The sequence below is a fragment of the Thermococcus sp. SY098 genome (genome assembly GCF_035621495.1).
Classification (GTDB): Archaea; Methanobacteriota_B; Thermococci; order Thermococcales; family Thermococcaceae; genus Thermococcus_B.
In genome coordinates this window covers 1,281,592-1,298,184 of sequence record NZ_CP141821.1, presented here as the reverse complement: position 1 = coordinate 1,298,184, position 16,593 = coordinate 1,281,592, and the positions used below count along the sequence as shown (strand labels likewise).

Here is a 16,593-nt window from a genome sequence, read left to right as displayed (position 1 = left end):
AGTGTCGCTGGTTTCAAATCAATTTGAATTATATTTACTACCCGAAGGTGGGGAAAATGAAAAGAAAATCCAAGGTAAAGCTTGAGCATCATCTCCTTAAAGGAATTCTGCCAGCTCTTGAAGAGATTGCGGAGGTAGAGGGAGTTAAGAAAGTAATTCCGGGGAGGATTTATGCCAGTGATTCTCGAGGTTTTGAGATCAAGGTTGTCAGAGAAACGCTGACGGGATTAAAGCTTTTGGCGAAGAGTGACGGCAGTGTTCAGGAAATCTTCTTGGTTGTTGATAAAACTGACAGGGGGCGGGTTAGGGGAGAGATAGAGAAGATTAGTGAGAAGTGGAAGAAATCTTAAAGCTCTCTCTTCCCTTTAAAGAACTCCTCAAGCTCTTCATCGCTAATTTCTTCTTCCTCAAAATATCCAAGTTCCTTCTTCTGCAGCTCTATCAACCCCGGTGTGAGCAAAAGCTTTCCATTCAGCTTTGGAACAGCGTAATGCAGAGTGATTTCACTGAAATCGTCGAGCTTTATCGTCGGATTTTCTTCGTACTCTATTTCCTCCAAGCGTTTGCCGTCAGCAATCAGCTTTGCAACTATCGCTGCACCGTCTATAGAGTACTGCGGCTTTCCGATGTGCCTGACTTTTACACCTTCCATCTTCGAAGTTATGAACTCCTTTGTCCTTCCCCTCGGCACTGCATCTCCTAAAATTCCTCCGACAACGATTATTGTATCCTCCTCTATATCTTCGGGCTTGAGCTCTTCCTCAGCCTGCAGGTCAAGGACTATTATCTTTGACCTCTCAAAGGGAAACTTTGTGACGCTCTCCGTTAGAACACTTCCCAATTTTGCGAGCTTTTCCCTTTCATCTTCTCTAACATTTGTGAAAATCAGCTTGTCCTTCCACCACTCGCTTACGTGCTTGTATTCAAGCCAGAGCCACTCGCTTATCTCCTCAAGGTGCTCGATGATTAGATATGGCATTCTTCCACCTCCTACATCACACAGCATTCGTAGATTATCTCGACTTTTCTTACGGTTTTTGCCCATTCAATAACTTTTCTCGGGGGATTCGTTATCCTATCCACGCCAGCCAAAATTGCACCTCTGTCAAATTCTAAGCGCCATTTCCCAAGAGGGCGCATGCATCCAATGCTCAGCTCTCCGTCAAACCTTTCTCTTGCGTATCTGACGATTTCTAAGCTTTCCTTAACGCTTGGTTTTTCAACATTTTCCATTTCGCTTCCCTTTGTTGGAATCAGCACGTCCAAAACGAGGACATCTATTGGATACTCAACGAGCATGTCTATTGCTTTATACTCCCACCAAATTTTTCCGAAGTCGAGCCCGATGGTTATATGCGGTGCAACTCTAACGCCGTTTTCTGTTAAGATGTCTAAAATTTTGAGATAATCTTTGACAGTTTTGTCAATTTTGTATACCCTTTTTATTACTTCATCAGCACCGACGAAATCTAGAGACACTGCATCAACGTATTTAATCCACCCTAAATCTTTTTCATCAATGAAACCAACGTGAGCATTGAGCTTCAGCTTAGTTTCTCTCCTAATGGCTTTTATTTCTTCAGCAAACTTGTCAAGCGGAACTTTTAACCGATTGTCAAGTCCTCCGCTGAGAAGACAGCCCACATAGCCTTCCCTTTCAAGGCTTTTGCAGTATTCAACTAAAGATGAGCGGGTAACCTTCAGCATTCCCTCCAAGTAATGTTTTCCGCAGTGAGCACAGTTCAATGAGCAATAGTTTCCGGTGAGTGAAATTGAGGGAAATTTAATGCCGGGAATATAAATTTTAAGCTTTTTCATACAGCATACCTCTTTATTTCATAAAGTTCCACTCGTCTCTTCCATAACGCTTTTCAATGAGCTTTTCAGCCAGTTCAAGCTCGTAATCTGTAAGCTCGCCTTCTTCAAGTGAAAACTCTTCGAAAAACTTCTCTCTCAACAGTTCATATGCATCGTTTCTGCTGAGCTTTATCCCTTCTCTCTCAAGTGTTGTAACCCTCTCCCAGATGCTCTTCACCCCTTTATCGGCGAGCTTTTTCTTTGAGACCTTCAGCACAGATGCCAATATATCAAGCCTTGTTGCATACATGAAGGTTCCATGCTGTAGAATTATCCCCTTTCTTCTCGTTTGAGCGGAACCGCTGATCTTCTTTCCATTTGCTATGATGTCATTTAGTCCAGAGAATTCAGCCCTGATATCAAGTTCTTTCAAAGCTTCAACTAAGGGGAAAGCAATCAGGCGGTAGCTTTTGTGTATATCCTTTAAATCCGGATGGAACTCTTCTCCGAGAACAACGCTGTAAGTTATCTCCCCGTAGGCGTCATGGAAAACACTTCCTCCACCTGTTATCCTTCTCACAACTGGGATGTTGAGCTCTTGGCATTTCCTCAAGTTGACGTCATGTTCAATACTTTGAAACCTTCCAATGGTTATCGAGCTTGGCTTGAAGACATACAATCTAACTGTGTCTTCGACTTTGCCCTCAATTCTCGCTTTTAAGATTGCTTCGTCAATTGCCATCTGAACTTCAGGACGGGCAATGATCAGCGGGATAAACCTCATGATATCCACCAAAGATTAAAAAGGAGTTAGAGCTTAAAAAGGTGTGCAATGATGATGCCTAAGCCCTCCTGAAGGGTGATGAAAGCGGTCACCACTGAGCAAGCTTTGCACAAGCAAAGCTTGATCAAAGTTTTTCTCTTCCAACTTGAACTTAAAACTATGGCGTACACTTCTGAACTGCCCTTTGAAAGGGAATTCTCATCTCACTTCGGGAGGCTTCACACGCCTTCTTGTCTTTCGTGGGGTCAGGGGCCGATTAGATCATCACAGCTCAGCTACCTACCCTTACATCATCCCTCAGGTTAAGCCGAGTCTTTCCCTTATTTCCAGTGGAATTAAGCCAATTTTCGGAAAGACAAGCAATGCTTTTGCCTCAACAGCTTCCTGGGGAACACACGGTAGGATTTCCCCATCATAGGGATATGGATCAGGTGCAGGATTGTTGTCTCCCCATGTTACAAAGCAGAGCTCTTCCTTTCCGTTTAAAACAATTTTCTCAATTTCCCTAACTCTGTGAATTATCGGATATTTGGTGTATGGTCTTTTGTAGACAACCACATCGCCTATTTTTATGTCCTCTGGCTTGACACCTTTGAGGAGCACGACATCACCTCTATAAAACACAGGCTCCATTGAACCGCTTACAACAATGACGAGGGGGGAATCGGTGTGCAGGGCTATTTTTAACCCGTTGTGTATTGCAAATACGACAATTAGGGAGATTACAATGAACACAAGGTCATTTTTCCAGCTTTTTATCTTTTCTTCCATTTTAGTGCCTCCATTAAAGTTCTAATCTTAGTTGGTATTGATCCTATAGCGGTACATGTTTCTAAGCTTATCCTTTTGCCATCCGTTATGTCCAAGTGGTACTCAGCTAACTTAAAGATTTCCTCTGGAAGGCCATGTCTTCCCAAGCCAACAATCAACATAAAGCTTTCTCCCTTCAAAGCCCTTTTAGCGACTTCTATGGCACTTATTTCCTTATGTTCATCAGGCTTTCTGGTTGTTGCTATTATGGTTCCAAACTGGGGTGGAAATCCCCTCTTTGGAAATTCCAACAGATGGAACTTGTTTTTCTTGGCAAGTTCGAGGAGGTATTTCCCGCCTTCTCCAATTGTTGTGTTTTCAGATATTTTCTCTGCCAAATCGAGAGGTTTCTCATTAAATGGGAATCCAATTAGAGCCAAGTGGAAATCGAATGCATAACAAATAGGAGCAGCCCTTGCGATTGCCCTTAAGTGGGCTTCATGAACTTTTTTTGGGTCATATGAATTATATAATGCCAAAGTAAGCATTCTTATCACCGTTTACGCCATTAGGCACCAAATAAGGCTATTAAACAAAGGCTTTATAAGGATTTGGGGAGAATTTGAAATGTATGACAACAATAGAGGATATTTTACTTCTTGTAAAAGGCGGGTTATATGAAGATGCCCTGCTTAAGGTTGATGAGTTGGAAGATAATTTGGATAAAGTTCATGCGGTTAGTTTGATTGCTCTTGATATATATGAAAAGTTCTCAGACGTTAATCTTGCTTTAGATATCATGGAAGATGCTGAGTATATTGCAAAAAAGATTAAAGATCCGTTCAAAAAATCGATAGCCCTGAGCAACGTTGCTTCTGCTTATTTGATAATTGGGAACAGAAAAAAAGGAGTCAAGCTTTTTGAAAAGGCTCTCGATGAGGCATTGCACATAGAAAACAGCGGAGAACGGGCTATTGCTCTTGGGAAGATATCCTACCATATGGGTATATCTGGGCTTATAGACAGTGCGTTGGAGACCTTTGAGGTCGCTTTTGACACAGTAATCAGGTCTAAGATTGATTACACTCAAAAAACGGATTATCTAATAAAACTTGGTGAAATCCTTGAGGAAACTGGTGACTCCCTTAATTCAACTGATGCTTTGCCCTTTTATGAGAGGGCGTATGATCTCTTTGACAAACTCCATGTGAATTTTAAAGCCGCAATTCTTGAGAAAAAGATACTGCTTGCAAAAACCCTTAAGGTTTGTGGCAACCCTGAGATCCGAAGTGCACTCTTAGAAGGTAGGTATGGGCATGCTGTCGCTGAGGTGAAAAATTTATTAAAAGGAGAAAAAATAGCAATCGGACGTTTGGAGATAGCGCTCTGGATGAAAAAGCTTGATGTTTTTGAGTATAAAAAGATCGTTAGGGAGATTTTGGAACAGATAGATGCCTTCAGTTATTCGCAGGAAGGTGTGGCGTATATTGCAACTCTACTCACAGAGCTGGGAAGCATCAAAGAGGCTCTTGTATTTGCAAATAAGATTGAGGATGTTGAAAAGAAAAGTGAGGCATTGAAAGCAATTGCCCTTGAACTCGCCAGAGAGAAAGAACTGAAAGACGCATATAAAATAATTGAGATAATTCCAGATAATGAAATCAAAAAGAAGGCTCTTGAGGAGATCGTTGAAATTGAAGCAACACTGTAAGGATTAAATACCTTAAGCTTGCTCTTATTTTTGGTGATGATATGATCTTTGATGCCCATTCTGATTTGCCCACTTACGTCTATGATATGCGGAAAGAAGGAAAGAATAGAGTTCTCGACAGTGAATTTGAAAGGTTCTTTGGAGGTTACATAAGGGCTCGTGTCATGGCAGTTTGGACGAGACAGGACAAAAGGGCTCAAGCTTTGAGGTATGGGCTTGAGGTTACGAATCAGCTCTACAAAGATGTTCTTGAAAGCGAGAAGTTTGCCATTGTAACAAGTGTTGAGGAGATGAGAAATGCCATAAAAAACGGTAGGGTTGCTCTATGGCTTGGCTTGGAGGGTGGGGAGCCAATAGAGGACAGCCTGGACCTGCTTGAAGTGTTTTATGAGCTTGGATTGAGGGTTCTAACATTAACATGGAGCTTAAGGAATGCGATAGGAGATGGTGTCTTTGAGAGAACCAATGGCGGCTTGACCAATTTTGGAGTTGAAGTTCTTGGAAAAGCTGAGGAGCTTGGAATATTAGTTGACTTAAGCCACATAAACGAGAGAGGCTTCTGGGATGTCCTTGAAACCACAGCCTTTCCGGTTATAGCTTCGCATTCAAATGCAAAAGCTCTCTGTGACAATAAGAGGAATTTAACAGATGAGCAGATTAAAGCGATAGCTGAAAGGGACGGAGTCATAGGAGCTGTGGCGATTCCAAGCTTTGTTGACAAAGAAAAGCCGACGCTTGATAAATACCTTGATCACATTGCTTACATGGCTGATTTAGCTGGCTATCAGCACGTGGGTTTAGGTTTTGACTTTGTATATTATCTGAAAGGCTGGAAAGGAGAGAGCGTTGAAGGATTTGAGGATGAGAGTAAAATCCCAGCACTTTTAGAAAAGCTAAATGAGAGGTTCAGCAAAAAGGAAGTTGAAGCAATAGCTTTCAAGAACTTCGAGAGGGTTTTTGAAAGGGTCGTTGGTTAGGGGTGGATTTTTAAACTTCCCCTCTTTAAGTTTAATATGGTGAGCTTAGTGGTCACAAAAATTGTAGCCGTTTATGAGAATGGAGTGTTAAAGCCGAAGAAAAAACTTAATCTTCCAGAAGGAATGGAAGTAGAGCTAATTATAAAGCCTTCAATTAAGGAGCTTTTAAAAGCATTTGAGAATGTTGAAGTCAAAGAAGATGTTGAAAGAGCTCTAAAGGAAGGCAGGGAGAGAAAAATATGGGAGTGATTCTTGATTCCTCTGTTATTTTAAAGGCACTTCTTTCACCACCACGAAACCTCCCGGAGAAAGTGTACAACAGAGAAAAACAAACACATGAAAAATGTAAATATTTGATGAGACTTATTGAGGAAAGGAATATTGAAGTTCACATTCCAGCAGTCGCTAAAGTTGAAGTTGCAGGGGTTATAAAAAGAGTAACTGGAGATGCTGATAAAGCATTATTAGCAGCGATAACAATTTCTGAAAACTACAACTTACATTATGATGTGGAGCTAATTGAAAAAGCCCTTGAAATTTCATTATCTACTGGTGCCAGTGGATTTGACTCATATTTTATTGCTCTTGCTAATCTGCTAAATTTGCCTTTATTCACCGATGACAAAGGTATGCACATTAAAGCAATGGGTGTGGGCGTTAAGTCATATTTAATCAGAGAATTGACGATAGATGACATTAAAGGCTTATTCGGTGATTAACTTGAAGTCTGCGTATTTTCTAACTTTCAGAGAGGCACGTAGGATTCTGCTCTCAAAGGGCGAGATTAGGTTAAACCTCGATTTAAGGAAAACAAACAGAACTTTTGTAATAAAAGTCGAGGAGGATAAGATAATTTTTCCTGATGGGAGTGAAGTTGAGAAGAAAATCATCGAGAAGATAGCAAAAGATGATGGCACAGTTTATTTCGTGAAGAATGGCCATGTTTTTAAAGCTGCTATTGCTGGCGAGCACTTCTACAAGCTTGTTCCAACGATCCCGCCAACGATAGAGATTAACGGAATAAGGATGCACCGAACTAAGGATACGAATCCTCTCTGGGACACGAGAGCTAAGATTAAAGCCGTTGAGCCGAAGGAAGGCGAATTTGTCCTTGACACCTGCATGGGATTGGGCTACACAGCAATAGAGAGCGCAAAGAGGGGAGCTTATGTAATAACTGTAGAAAAAGACCCAAACGTTATTGAGCTTGCTAAGCTGAATCCCTGGAGCTATGAGGTTTTTCACTCCCAAAACATTCAAGTAATTCAAGGGGACGTTTTTGATGTTATCAGGAAGTTTAGGGATGAAACCTTTGATGTAATTATCCACGATCCTCCAAGGTTTTCACTGGCTGGTGAGCTTTACAGCGAGGAGTTTTATGCTGAACTCTTCAGAGTCCTTAAGCCTGGAGGGAGGATCTTCCACTATGTAGGCAACCCTGGAAAGAAATTTAGGAGAAAAGACCTGCAAAGAGGGGTTATGGAAAGGTTGAGAAAAGTTGGATTCAAAAATGTGAAAAGGATAAAGGAAGCTTTGGGCGTTGTGGGGAGAAAGTCAGAAAAGGAATATCTCGGAGAACCAAAAGGAATTTAATCAGCTGGCTTGAATGATAAAGTGGTGGGAGAATAATGTCACCCAAAGTAAAGAACGAGTTTCCGGACATGGTGTTTAATGTTTTCAAAAAGATTTATACAAAGAGCATTGGGAAATCCGAGTTTCATACGAGAGATCTTCTTAAGAGATATTTTCTTGAAGATTTACTCGGCTATTCTGAGAAGGATATCGAATGGGAAAAGAAGAAAGCGGATCTTACGGTGTTTGATGAAAACAGATTCCCTGTCATCAAGATTGAGACTAAAAGAATTGGACACCGCTTGAGACAAAATGATATGGAGCAGGCCCTTAAATACAGAGAACCCGGGACGCGGTACATTATTCTGACGAACATAGAGAGACTGCTCTTATGGGATGTCTCGGTGGGAAAAAGGCTTGTGCTTGATTTTGACTTTGGTAACGTCTTCGAAAGGGAGAAGCACAAGACGTTTGAAGAAACCCTGCTAACTTCAAAAGAGAAAATTGATCTGTACAAACTAGCCGAGCTAAAAAAGGACGTTATATTCAGTCCCGAGAAGTACATTGCCTTCTCCAAGGATTATGCAAAGATAGACATCAGTACGGAGGAGGGCTTTAATGAGCTGATAGAGAAGCTCAAGTTCATCGTTAATGAAATACTGTATCCATACGCGGCAAATGCCTTTGAAGAATACCGGGAAAAGTTCAGGGAATATAAGAAGAAGAGAGAGGAACTGGAGAAAGCCCTAAAACACAATCCCGAAGCCATCAACGACCTGATGAAGTTAGAAGCTGAATACGAACGCTATAAACTGTTCTCTGGGTATGAACTATGGAAAAAGCATCTTGGGAAGGAAGAAGAAAACGAAGAGCTGAAGGATGTTTTCATAAGGGAAAGCATATACGTTCTTTTGAATAAGCTTCTCTTCATCAGGATATGCGAGGATAAAGGTTTGCTTCCCAAGAACATATCCAACGGTGGCATAGAAGAACTCAGGAAACATGTTGCCGATCCAAACTCTGCCTACAATCAAATAATGAGCTGGGCATTTGAAAACGCGAAGTACCTTTACTCCCATTTCTACGAAACGGGCATACTCGACTGGCTCTCAAGCGGAGACGGTGACCTCAACAGAAGGTTAAACAGAGTCCTTTGGATACTCAATAGGTTCGACTTTTCAAAGGTTGACAGGGACATCCTCGGAAACCTCTACGAGAAGTATTTGGATCCAAAAGAAAGGAAGAGACTCGGCGAGTTCTACACTCCAGTGGAAATCATAGACTACATTCTCGACGGTGTGGGGTATAAGGTGGGGGAGGATATAGAAGACAAGAAAATCCTCGATCCTGCGTGTGGTTCCGGAGGTTTCCTCGTCAGGGCGACAAGGAGGTTAATCGCGAGGTTTCTCGTGAAGCTTGGAAAGGCCACCGAGGAGGAGTTAGAAAAAGTTGAGTGGAAGTTCCTTATTAACAGGTTGTCACCGGAAGAAGCCAAAGAAATCCTCGAAGCTGTCAGGGAGAACGTCTACGGGCTGGATATAAACCCCTTTGCCTGCCACATAGCGGAGATGAACATGCTCTTCCAGGTTATAGACCTCTATCAGAAAGCCCGCGAAAAATATGAAAGCTATAGGCTCAGGCGTTTTAACATATACATGACAGATTCTCTGAGGACACCCAAAGAGGGAGACCTAACAGCGTTCATTGGCAAATACTCATTTCTTGACGAGAAGAAACGGGTGGATAACATAAAGAAGATGAAGTTCGATTTTGTGGTTGGAAACCCACCCTATGTCAGGGTTCAAAACCTTGACGAAGATACGAGAGAGTTCCTGAGAAGAGCATATAAAACAGTCTCAGGCAAGTTCGATATATACATCCCATTCATTGAGAGGGGCTTGAGGTGGCTTAAAGATAATGGAAAGCTGGGCTACATAGTACCCAACACGTTCATGACGCGCCAATACGGAGCGGGGATAAGGGAATATCTGCTGAACTTTAGGATAGTTCACATACTGGACTTCGGGGACTCGAAAGTGTTTGAGGATGCAACTAACTATCCGGCAATTATAATCGTGGAGAAATCGCCCCCCTCTGAGAACTGGGAGATTATGGCTGGGGAGGTCTTTAAGGGGAGGAAGGAAATAGAGGCGAAATTCGGAAGCAGGAGAAGGTTCCTTGAAGAGGTAAAAGCTCACCTCGGTGATAGCCTTTATGAAGACCCGGAAGGGTTCTTCAGGGTTTTCCTGCAGAGGCAGGACACCCTTTCAAGAGAGCCGTGGAGCCTTGTGCCGGACAGGGTTAGGGACATCATGAGGAAAATCGAGAAGGATAGTGTAAAACTTGGGGATATCATTGAAACAATGTATGAAGGCTTCATTAGTGGAGCCAACGATGTTTATCTGATTACAAAAGAAAAGGCTAAAGAACTGAATCTTGAGGAAGAACTGCTGAAGCCAGTTCCCAAAGGTGCGGAGATCAAAAGATGGGGCTTCAAAGTGAGCAGATATGTAATCTACCCCCACCACGATGACGGAAGTCCAATAGGGGAAGATGAACTCATCGGCGAGAAAAGGTTCAGGGACACGAACGTTTACAGATACCTCAAGGAGCATGAGGCAAAGCTAAAGAAGAGAGAATATATGATGAACGCCATCAAAAAGGGGCAGAGAAAATACTGGTACGAACTATGGAACCCGAGAAGTTCCAAAATGTTTGAACCCCCAAAGCTCATAACCCCGAACCTCTCAAAGGAGAGCAGATTCGCCCTCGACACCGATGGGGTCTTCCTCGACCACGACAGCTACGGCATAAAGCTCAAGAAAAAAGCCCTCAAGGAGTTCCCCTATCCTTACCTCCTCGCCCTCCTGAACTCCCGGGTTCTTGAGTTCTACCTGAAACAGATAAGCCCCTATGCCTCCGGCAAGTACTACCGCTACACAAACGAATATCTGAGCAGGCTTCCGCTCAGGAAAGCGGATAAAAGAACTATCAGGGCAATAGCAAAGATAGTTCTCAAATTGATGAAACTTGTGGAAAGCCTCAATCCAGATTTTGAAGCCATCACGCAGGGGATTCCCCTCCTCAGAAAGCCGGGGGTTCAATTTCATATCAAGGATAAAGTTAGGTTGGATTTACTTGGAATAAAAGATGATGAAATAAAATTCAACGGAGGCAGTATTAGGATAAAAGACGACATTCTAAGAGAATACGTGTTCCTTTATCTCCTGTGGCTCAAAAAGGAAGGAAAAAGCGAACTTAGAAGAGAAGAATTAACAAAAATCCCTGTTCCTGAGAACATAAAAGAGGCAGTGGATAGAATGGCCATCCTCAAAGAAGATGAAAGGAACAAGAGACTAAGAAGAATAGCAGACCTTGAGGACAAATTAAATGAAATAATCTATGAGCTGTATGGACTGAGTGAAGAAGAAAGGAAAATCATAGAAATGGAAATCTGGAGGGCTGTTTCTTAATTAACAATTTAGATTAGTACTGCTCTTTCTTCTCCTCCTTTAAAATCTTCTCGACATCAAAGCCCTCCTCATATCTCTTCAGCTTTCTCTCGAAGAACTCCATGAAAAGCTTGTACCTCTTTGCCCTGTGTCTTGGTGAACCCCTTATGCTGTGTCCGTGTGCTCCTTTCCTGAAGATTGCGATGTAGGCTTCTTTTCCTAAGTCTTTGAGCACGTGGTAGAACATAACGCTCTGGTCAAGCGGACAGCGGTAATCTTCAAGGCTGTGGATGATTAGTATCGGTGCTTTAACGTTCTCTGCATAGAACAATGGACTGAGCTTTTTGTAGTTCTCGTTCTCAAGTGGATTGTCGCCGATAACTTCCTTGTCGAACCATAAGCCTATGTCTGAGAAGGCATAGCTTGTCAACCAGTAGCTTATGCCATTCTCACTAATTCCAGCTTTGAATAAATCACTCTGTGTCAATGCCCAGTTCGTCATAAAGCCGCCGTAGCTTATTCCCGTGATTCCCACTCTTTCGCGATCGGCTTGAGGCTCAAGTTTGAAGAATTCTTCAATTCCGTTCATTATGTCTTGAAAGTCTTCTAAGCCCGTTCTCTCAAGAACTCTCAAGGCAAAGTCTTCATTATACCCGTTGCTTCCTCTTGGGTTGACGAAAACTATGTAGTATCCTTTGTCAGCCATTAGCTGCATTTCATATTTGAAGTAATAGCCGTACATCCCCTTTGGACCGCCATGGACGAAGACTATAACGGGAGCTTTTTCGCCCTCTTTGATGTCTGGCTTGATGTACCAGCCGTCAAGCTCCAAATCAAGGCTCTTGAAGCGGAAGTGCTTTATTGGCCTCGTTTTGAGCTTCGCTAAAATTGGGCCGTTGTAATCAGTTATCTGCTTGAGCTCTCCATCCCAGAGGAACACTTCGCTGAGCTTTGTGTCTGTCTGCTTTAGGAGGACAACTTTTCCATCGTCGCTCACATCAAATCCCATGACCCAAGCGTTCTCATCAACTATTGGAATCAGCTCATCTTCACTGAGCTTATACAGTGAAAATCTCCCCTCTTTTGCCATTATGAAGTATAGGTTTCCTTCAGCATCGAGCTTTCCATCCCAGTTGTTGTAAACAAAGCGTTCTGTCAGTGACTTAACTTCTCTGCCATCCCAAAGGTATAGGTAGTCATGCTCGCTTATTTTCTCCTTTTTTGGCTTCCCTATGAGCAGAACTTCTTTTCCATTGGAGTCAATCGCTGTAAATGATACTTTTTCAAATATTCTCTCGCTCTCTCCATCTTTATAGCGGTAGATGTCGTAGAACTTGAAGAACTGAGGTTTGTTGTCTTCCCTGTGGGGAACGTTGTAGATTATCTCCTCACCATGCCAAATTCCAGATGAAAACTTATCGGCTGTAAACTCGTCTAAAATCTCCTCTCCTTCAGTGTCATAAATCCAGAAGGTTGTTTTTTCGCCATCAAAGAAACCTTTGCTGTCAAACCACACCGGAACATCGTCCTCAAATATAAAGTCTTCATCCTCTCTTCTCTTGAAGCCGGTAATTAGTAAACGCCTATCATCACTGCTCCAGCTCATATTGAGGATGTTCTTAGTCTCCATAAGCTTTTTGGCGCTCATTGACCTTAAATCAATAAGCCATAGCTCGCTTGTCTTTTTCTCCTCATTAGGTCTTACAAAGCTCATCTTTGTTCCGCTTGGGGAGAAGCGGGGCATTGAGGCATTTTCTATAAACTTTCTAACTTCATTTTCAAGCTCTTCAATGACGATTGTGTTTTCATATTTGTTGTCTTTGAGGTTTGCTTTTGTCAGAACATAGGCTATCTGTTTTCCATCATTAGAAATTCTCACATCGCTCAAATAGGAAAATTTAGCGAAGGTTTTTTCATTCCATTCGATTTTGCTCATAACGTTACCACCAATTTTTAGAGAATCTTTAAAAGTATTTAAAATTTAACCATCTTTTACAGGTGAAAAAACATGAAGGTGGAGTATAGGATCGGCTTAATTCTCCTCATAGGTCTTATAGCTTCGGTCATTCTAAGAAGTTATGCCGGAATTCTCATTGCTGCCCTTGGAATACCATTTTATCTTGCATATACTGCAAGAGAACAGAACATTTTGGCCAAGTCGAGGCTGTTTGACAGGGATTTGTTCTTAATGATGGGGTTAACGGTTCTTGTGATACTGGCTTTTGAGTATTTTGCGGATCCAAGGCTGGGATTGATTGTGATGGCAATCGTGATTCCCCTTGTGATATACTGGATGGATAGGTTAAAGGCTTCTAAGAAGTGATAGGATTCTTTCAATGTCCCTGTTTTCTTTGTACTCCTTTAATGCTTTTCTTAATTCTGAGAGGAATTCTGTGTTTATCTCAAATTTCTCTCGGATTCTCTTCGATATAGCGTTTTCACTCAAAAACAACATTGCCATAGCGGACGTTAAGTTCTTTGGCTTTCTTCTCGTGCTTGCTTTTTCAAAGTCAATTATCCATATGGATTTTCCTATTATAATGTGCTTTCCGCCCTGAATCTGTCCGTGATCTATACCAAGAACATCGAGTTTATGAGTCTTTTTTGCAATTTCGATTAAGTGATGCTTTTTGACATCTGCATACAGCAGAGGTTTCCCCTCAGCAAACTCTCTCACCAAGTACTCTTTCCCCTCAAAACTCCCGTAGTCTATAAGTTCTGGAGTTATGTCATGTCCCTCAAGCAGTTTTAAAATCTCTGCCTCTCTTTTGAAATTTTTGCGGGGGGTGTCTTTTCTCTCAAGTTTTACAATAACCCTCTTTTCCCGATATCTTCCAATAAAAATCAGGCTTGTTGTCCCTTTTGAATAAAATGTCAAATTCTCTACACCTTTTCTTTTCATGAACTCTTTGAACTGTCTCAGCTCATTTCTGCTGATCAAATGTTCAATCATGAGCCTTCCCAAGTTTTAAATGCCAGCATGCTTTTGATATATTTTTTGGATTGCCACTTGTTAGTCTCTGTTTGGCAAGGTTTTAGCCTGATTCATAAATCTGTATTCACTTTTCCGATAGTCTTAAATATCTCTGAAACAAACTATAAACTGGTGGTAAGCATGGTGACAGCATTTATTTTGATGGTGACAGCCGCTGGAAAGGAAAGAGAAGTCATGGAGAAGCTTTTGGCAATGCCTGAAGTTAAGGAAGCTTACGTTGTTTACGGAGAGTACGATCTAATTGTTAAAGTTGAGACAGACACGCTCAAGGACTTAGACCAGTTCATAACGGAAAAAATAAGAAAAATGCCTGAAATACAGATGACATCAACGATGATTGCAATCTGAAGTTTTCTTTCTTCATTTGTTCATCATAAGCCTTATTCTCTCTGCTGAGTCCTTAGCCTTGTCTGATATGTTGCTGAGCGTTCTTGCTATGTTTAAAATGTAAATTCCATCCCCCCAGCTGAGCTTGTCTTCATTTTCGAAAACGAGTTTCATGAGCTTCGTGTCGAGTCCATCTATCTTGTTCTCAACACTCTCTATCTCTTTTATTAGCTCATATTCCCTTTCAATCTCCTTCTCACTGAAGCCGCTCTCGATCACAGTGTCCATCTGGAGTATTGCATTGTGAACAAGCTTCGCAGCTTTAATGCTTTCCTTTCCCATTTTTAAGATTATCCCTTTAATCTCTTCCGGAATTTCTTTGGGTCTCTTTATGAGGAGCCATTTTGCAGTGTCTTCAGCAGCATCCGCTATTTTATCCTGCATGTGGAGGTACTCTAAGATATCATTTCTGTTTACAGGCATGAAGAGCTTTGTCGTTAGACTGTCTCTAATTTCTTCTTTAATCCTGTCGGCGATATCCTCCAAGTTATCAACTTCAACGGCAACCTTTTCCATCTCTTGGTATTTTCCTTCATGCCACAGCTCAAGGGCTCTCTCGAGGGTTTCAACAGTTTCCAGTACAACTTCGGCATGCTTTATTAAGGACTTAAACGGACTTTTTGCAAAGAGCTTAGTCCAAACCTGCATTTCACACCACCATCAATATCTTGAATATTATTCCGCTGATAATAGCGGCTATGGGTACGGTAACAAACCATGAAATTACTATATTTTTAACAATGTCTTTGTTTATTGCCTTTACTCCCCTTGCCAATCCCACGCCAATTACCGCTCCAACCACTGTATGTGTAGTTGAAATTGGGAGTCCAAGCCATGAAGCTATCAAAACGACAGTTGCGGCTGAAAAATCAATGCTGAAGCCTCTTGTGTTCGTCAGCTCCGTGATTTTCTTTCCAACGGTTTCCATAACCTTGTAGCCGTATGTGGCTACACCAACTGCAATCCCCAAACCACCCATTGCCAGGATCCATCTCGGCACTGGAACCTTCATTCCAGCAAGTCCCATTGTGGCAACAGCATAAACAGCTGCCACCGGGCCGATTGCGTTGGCAACGTCATTGGCTCCATGGGATAGAGCAACATAAGCCGATGTTAGAACCTGAACTTTCTTAAAGATGGATTCTGCACCGAGATAGGGATCTGCTGTTTTGAAATTCCTTCTCAGAAGCATAAAACTCACGAGAAATGCGGCAAAACCTGCTGGAATTCCAAACTTTATTACTGCTATCAGCAGTGATTTTCCGTGAAGTACTTTTATGTAGAACATCGACCCTATAACAACAAACGCTAACCCAATCCACACCGGTGAGTAGTTTTTGGCGCTCTTCACTGGATTTTCACTCTGCAGGATTGTCCTGGAAATTGCTTTAAAGACCATAAATGCCATTATTGCTCCAAAAATTGGTGAAAGGATCCAGCTTGCTATCACTTGAGCCATCTTTCCCCAGTTAACTACATCAATACCTGCATACACAATTCCATATCCTACTATTCCGCCTATGATGGAGTGCGTTGTTGACACCGGCAGTCCAAATTTTGTAGCCATGAGAAGCCACAAAGCTGCTGCAAGCAGAGCTGCTATCGAACCGTAGATCAGAACAGATGGCTCGGTTATTTTGGAGGGATCAATTATGCCTTTTCTTATTGTCTCTGTGACGCTCTTTCCAAAGAAATAGGCCCCAGTGAACTCTAAAACTCCTGCAATTATAACAGCTTGCTTTGGAGTTATTGCCCCAGCACCAACTGCCGTGCTCATTGAATTTGCGGCATCATTTGCTCCTATTGTCCATGCCATAAAAAGACCAACAGCAATGGTTATGAAAAGCCATGGATCCGTGAGCGATTCAATCACTTGCCACCACCAGAAGAGCGTTGCTTGGCGGATATAAATAGTTTGTCGAAATAGAATATATCTAAGCACAGATGTCTATATAGACTATATAGAAAAAGCGTAAAAATAAAAAGCTCACCACTCCTCTTCTTCCCACTCCTCTTCCTCTTCCCAATCTTCCTCCCATGATTCTTCTTCCCATTCTTCCTCCCAATCCTCCTCCCATTCTTCGAACTCTTCTTCCTCAAAGAACTCTTCCTCTTCTATCTCTTCAACTTTCTTTTTCTTGGGAGGTTGCATGTTCTCACCCCCTACT

At 42.0% G+C, this 16,593-nt stretch carries 19 protein-coding genes; 9 read left to right on the top strand and 10 right to left on the bottom strand.

Annotated features, from left to right (window positions below):
* The first annotated feature begins 56 nt into the window (after positions 1-56).
* Positions 57-350 carry a DUF2103 domain-containing protein gene (locus VFC49_RS07260; protein WP_324734985.1) on the top strand — a complete coding sequence of 98 codons (294 nt, stop codon included), beginning with the start codon at positions 57-59 and terminating at the stop codon, positions 348-350.
* Here VFC49_RS07260 and VFC49_RS07255 read toward each other — a convergent pair.
* From VFC49_RS07255 to VFC49_RS07235, 5 genes are all read right to left on the bottom strand, one after another.
* Positions 347-979 carry a hypothetical protein gene (locus VFC49_RS07255; protein ID WP_324734984.1) on the bottom strand — a complete coding sequence of 211 codons (633 nt, stop codon included), beginning with the start codon at positions 977-979 and terminating at the stop codon, positions 347-349. The two genes, VFC49_RS07260 and VFC49_RS07255, sit on opposite strands and share 4 nt — an antisense overlap.
* A gap of 11 nt (positions 980-990) precedes the next feature.
* Positions 991-1,818, bottom strand: a complete 828-nt coding sequence (locus VFC49_RS07250) for a radical SAM protein (RefSeq protein WP_324734983.1) — start codon at positions 1,816-1,818, stop codon at positions 991-993.
* Between the two features lie 13 nt (positions 1,819-1,831).
* Positions 1,832-2,581 carry a biotin/lipoate A/B protein ligase family protein gene (locus VFC49_RS07245; protein WP_324736682.1) on the bottom strand — a complete coding sequence of 250 codons (750 nt, stop codon included), beginning with the start codon at positions 2,579-2,581 and terminating at the stop codon, positions 1,832-1,834.
* A 297-nt stretch (positions 2,582-2,878) separates the two neighbouring features.
* Complete coding sequence (locus VFC49_RS07240) at positions 2,879-3,352, bottom strand: signal peptidase I (RefSeq protein ID WP_324734982.1); 474 nt, start codon at positions 3,350-3,352, stop codon at positions 2,879-2,881.
* On the bottom strand, positions 3,337-3,879 hold the full coding sequence (locus VFC49_RS07235; protein WP_324736681.1) for a DUF531 domain-containing protein: 543 nt from the start codon (positions 3,877-3,879) through the stop codon (positions 3,337-3,339). Before VFC49_RS07235 ends, VFC49_RS07240 begins: the two co-directional genes overlap by 16 nt.
* An 83-nt stretch (positions 3,880-3,962) precedes the next feature.
* Between VFC49_RS07235 and VFC49_RS07230 the strand changes: the two genes are divergently transcribed.
* The 6 genes from VFC49_RS07230 to VFC49_RS07205 are packed head-to-tail and all read left to right on the top strand — an operon-like array spanning position 3,963 to position 11,064.
* Positions 3,963-5,042: a hypothetical protein gene (locus VFC49_RS07230; RefSeq protein WP_324734981.1), complete on the top strand. Its 1,080-nt coding sequence runs from the start codon at positions 3,963-3,965 to the stop codon at positions 5,040-5,042.
* A 41-nt stretch (positions 5,043-5,083) separates the two neighbouring features.
* Positions 5,084-6,019: a dipeptidase gene (locus VFC49_RS07225; RefSeq protein WP_324734980.1), complete on the top strand. Its 936-nt coding sequence runs from the start codon at positions 5,084-5,086 to the stop codon at positions 6,017-6,019.
* Positions 6,020-6,067: 48 nt separating this feature from the next.
* Positions 6,068-6,268 carry an antitoxin family protein gene (locus tag VFC49_RS07220; RefSeq protein ID WP_013468053.1) on the top strand — a complete coding sequence of 67 codons (201 nt, stop codon included), beginning with the start codon at positions 6,068-6,070 and terminating at the stop codon, positions 6,266-6,268.
* On the top strand, positions 6,259-6,738 hold the full coding sequence (locus VFC49_RS07215) for a PIN domain-containing protein (protein ID WP_324734979.1): 480 nt from the start codon (positions 6,259-6,261) through the stop codon (positions 6,736-6,738). Before VFC49_RS07220 ends, VFC49_RS07215 begins: the two co-directional genes overlap by 10 nt.
* A 1-nt stretch (position 6,739) precedes the next feature.
* Positions 6,740-7,612, top strand: a complete 873-nt coding sequence (locus tag VFC49_RS07210) for a class I SAM-dependent methyltransferase (protein ID WP_324734978.1) — start codon at positions 6,740-6,742, stop codon at positions 7,610-7,612.
* Between the two features lie 35 nt (positions 7,613-7,647).
* Positions 7,648-11,064, top strand: coding sequence for an Eco57I restriction-modification methylase domain-containing protein (locus VFC49_RS07205; RefSeq protein WP_324734977.1), 3,417 nt, complete (start codon positions 7,648-7,650; stop codon positions 11,062-11,064).
* Positions 11,065-11,077: 13 nt separating this feature from the next.
* Here the strand turns inward: VFC49_RS07205 and VFC49_RS07200 are convergent, their stop codons facing one another.
* Entirely contained in the window at positions 11,078-12,979 is a 1,902-nt protein-coding gene (locus tag VFC49_RS07200) for a S9 family peptidase (RefSeq protein ID WP_324734976.1), read from the bottom strand.
* Positions 12,980-13,051: 72 nt separating this feature from the next.
* Between VFC49_RS07200 and VFC49_RS07195 the strand changes: the two genes are divergently transcribed.
* Positions 13,052-13,366: a hypothetical protein gene (locus tag VFC49_RS07195; protein ID WP_324734975.1), complete on the top strand. Its 315-nt coding sequence runs from the start codon at positions 13,052-13,054 to the stop codon at positions 13,364-13,366.
* Here the strand turns inward: VFC49_RS07195 and VFC49_RS07190 are convergent.
* Positions 13,346-13,996 carry a serine/threonine protein kinase gene (locus VFC49_RS07190; protein ID WP_324734974.1) on the bottom strand — a complete coding sequence of 217 codons (651 nt, stop codon included), beginning with the start codon at positions 13,994-13,996 and terminating at the stop codon, positions 13,346-13,348. The two genes, VFC49_RS07195 and VFC49_RS07190, sit on opposite strands and share 21 nt — an antisense overlap.
* Before the next feature lie 162 nt (positions 13,997-14,158).
* Here VFC49_RS07190 and VFC49_RS07185 point away from each other — a divergent pair, with 162 nt between their 5' ends.
* A complete protein-coding gene (locus VFC49_RS07185) occupies positions 14,159-14,386 on the top strand; it encodes an Lrp/AsnC family transcriptional regulator (protein ID WP_010884736.1) in 228 nt (75 codons plus the stop codon).
* Between the two features lie 12 nt (positions 14,387-14,398).
* On the opposite strand, the gene VFC49_RS07180 is transcribed toward VFC49_RS07185, so the two are convergent.
* The 3 genes from VFC49_RS07180 to VFC49_RS07170 all read right to left on the bottom strand — a co-directional run bounded on the left by VFC49_RS07180 (position 14,399) and on the right by VFC49_RS07170 (position 16,577).
* Positions 14,399-15,073, bottom strand: coding sequence for a TIGR00153 family protein (locus VFC49_RS07180; RefSeq protein WP_324734973.1), 675 nt, complete (start codon positions 15,071-15,073; stop codon positions 14,399-14,401).
* 1 nt (position 15,074) lies between these two features.
* On the bottom strand, positions 15,075-16,241 hold the full coding sequence (locus tag VFC49_RS07175) for an inorganic phosphate transporter (RefSeq protein ID WP_324736680.1): 1,167 nt from the start codon (positions 16,239-16,241) through the stop codon (positions 15,075-15,077).
* A gap of 171 nt (positions 16,242-16,412) precedes the next feature.
* A complete protein-coding gene (locus tag VFC49_RS07170) occupies positions 16,413-16,577 on the bottom strand; it encodes a hypothetical protein (RefSeq protein ID WP_324734972.1) in 165 nt (54 codons plus the stop codon).
* Between the last annotated feature and the right edge of the window lie 16 nt (positions 16,578-16,593).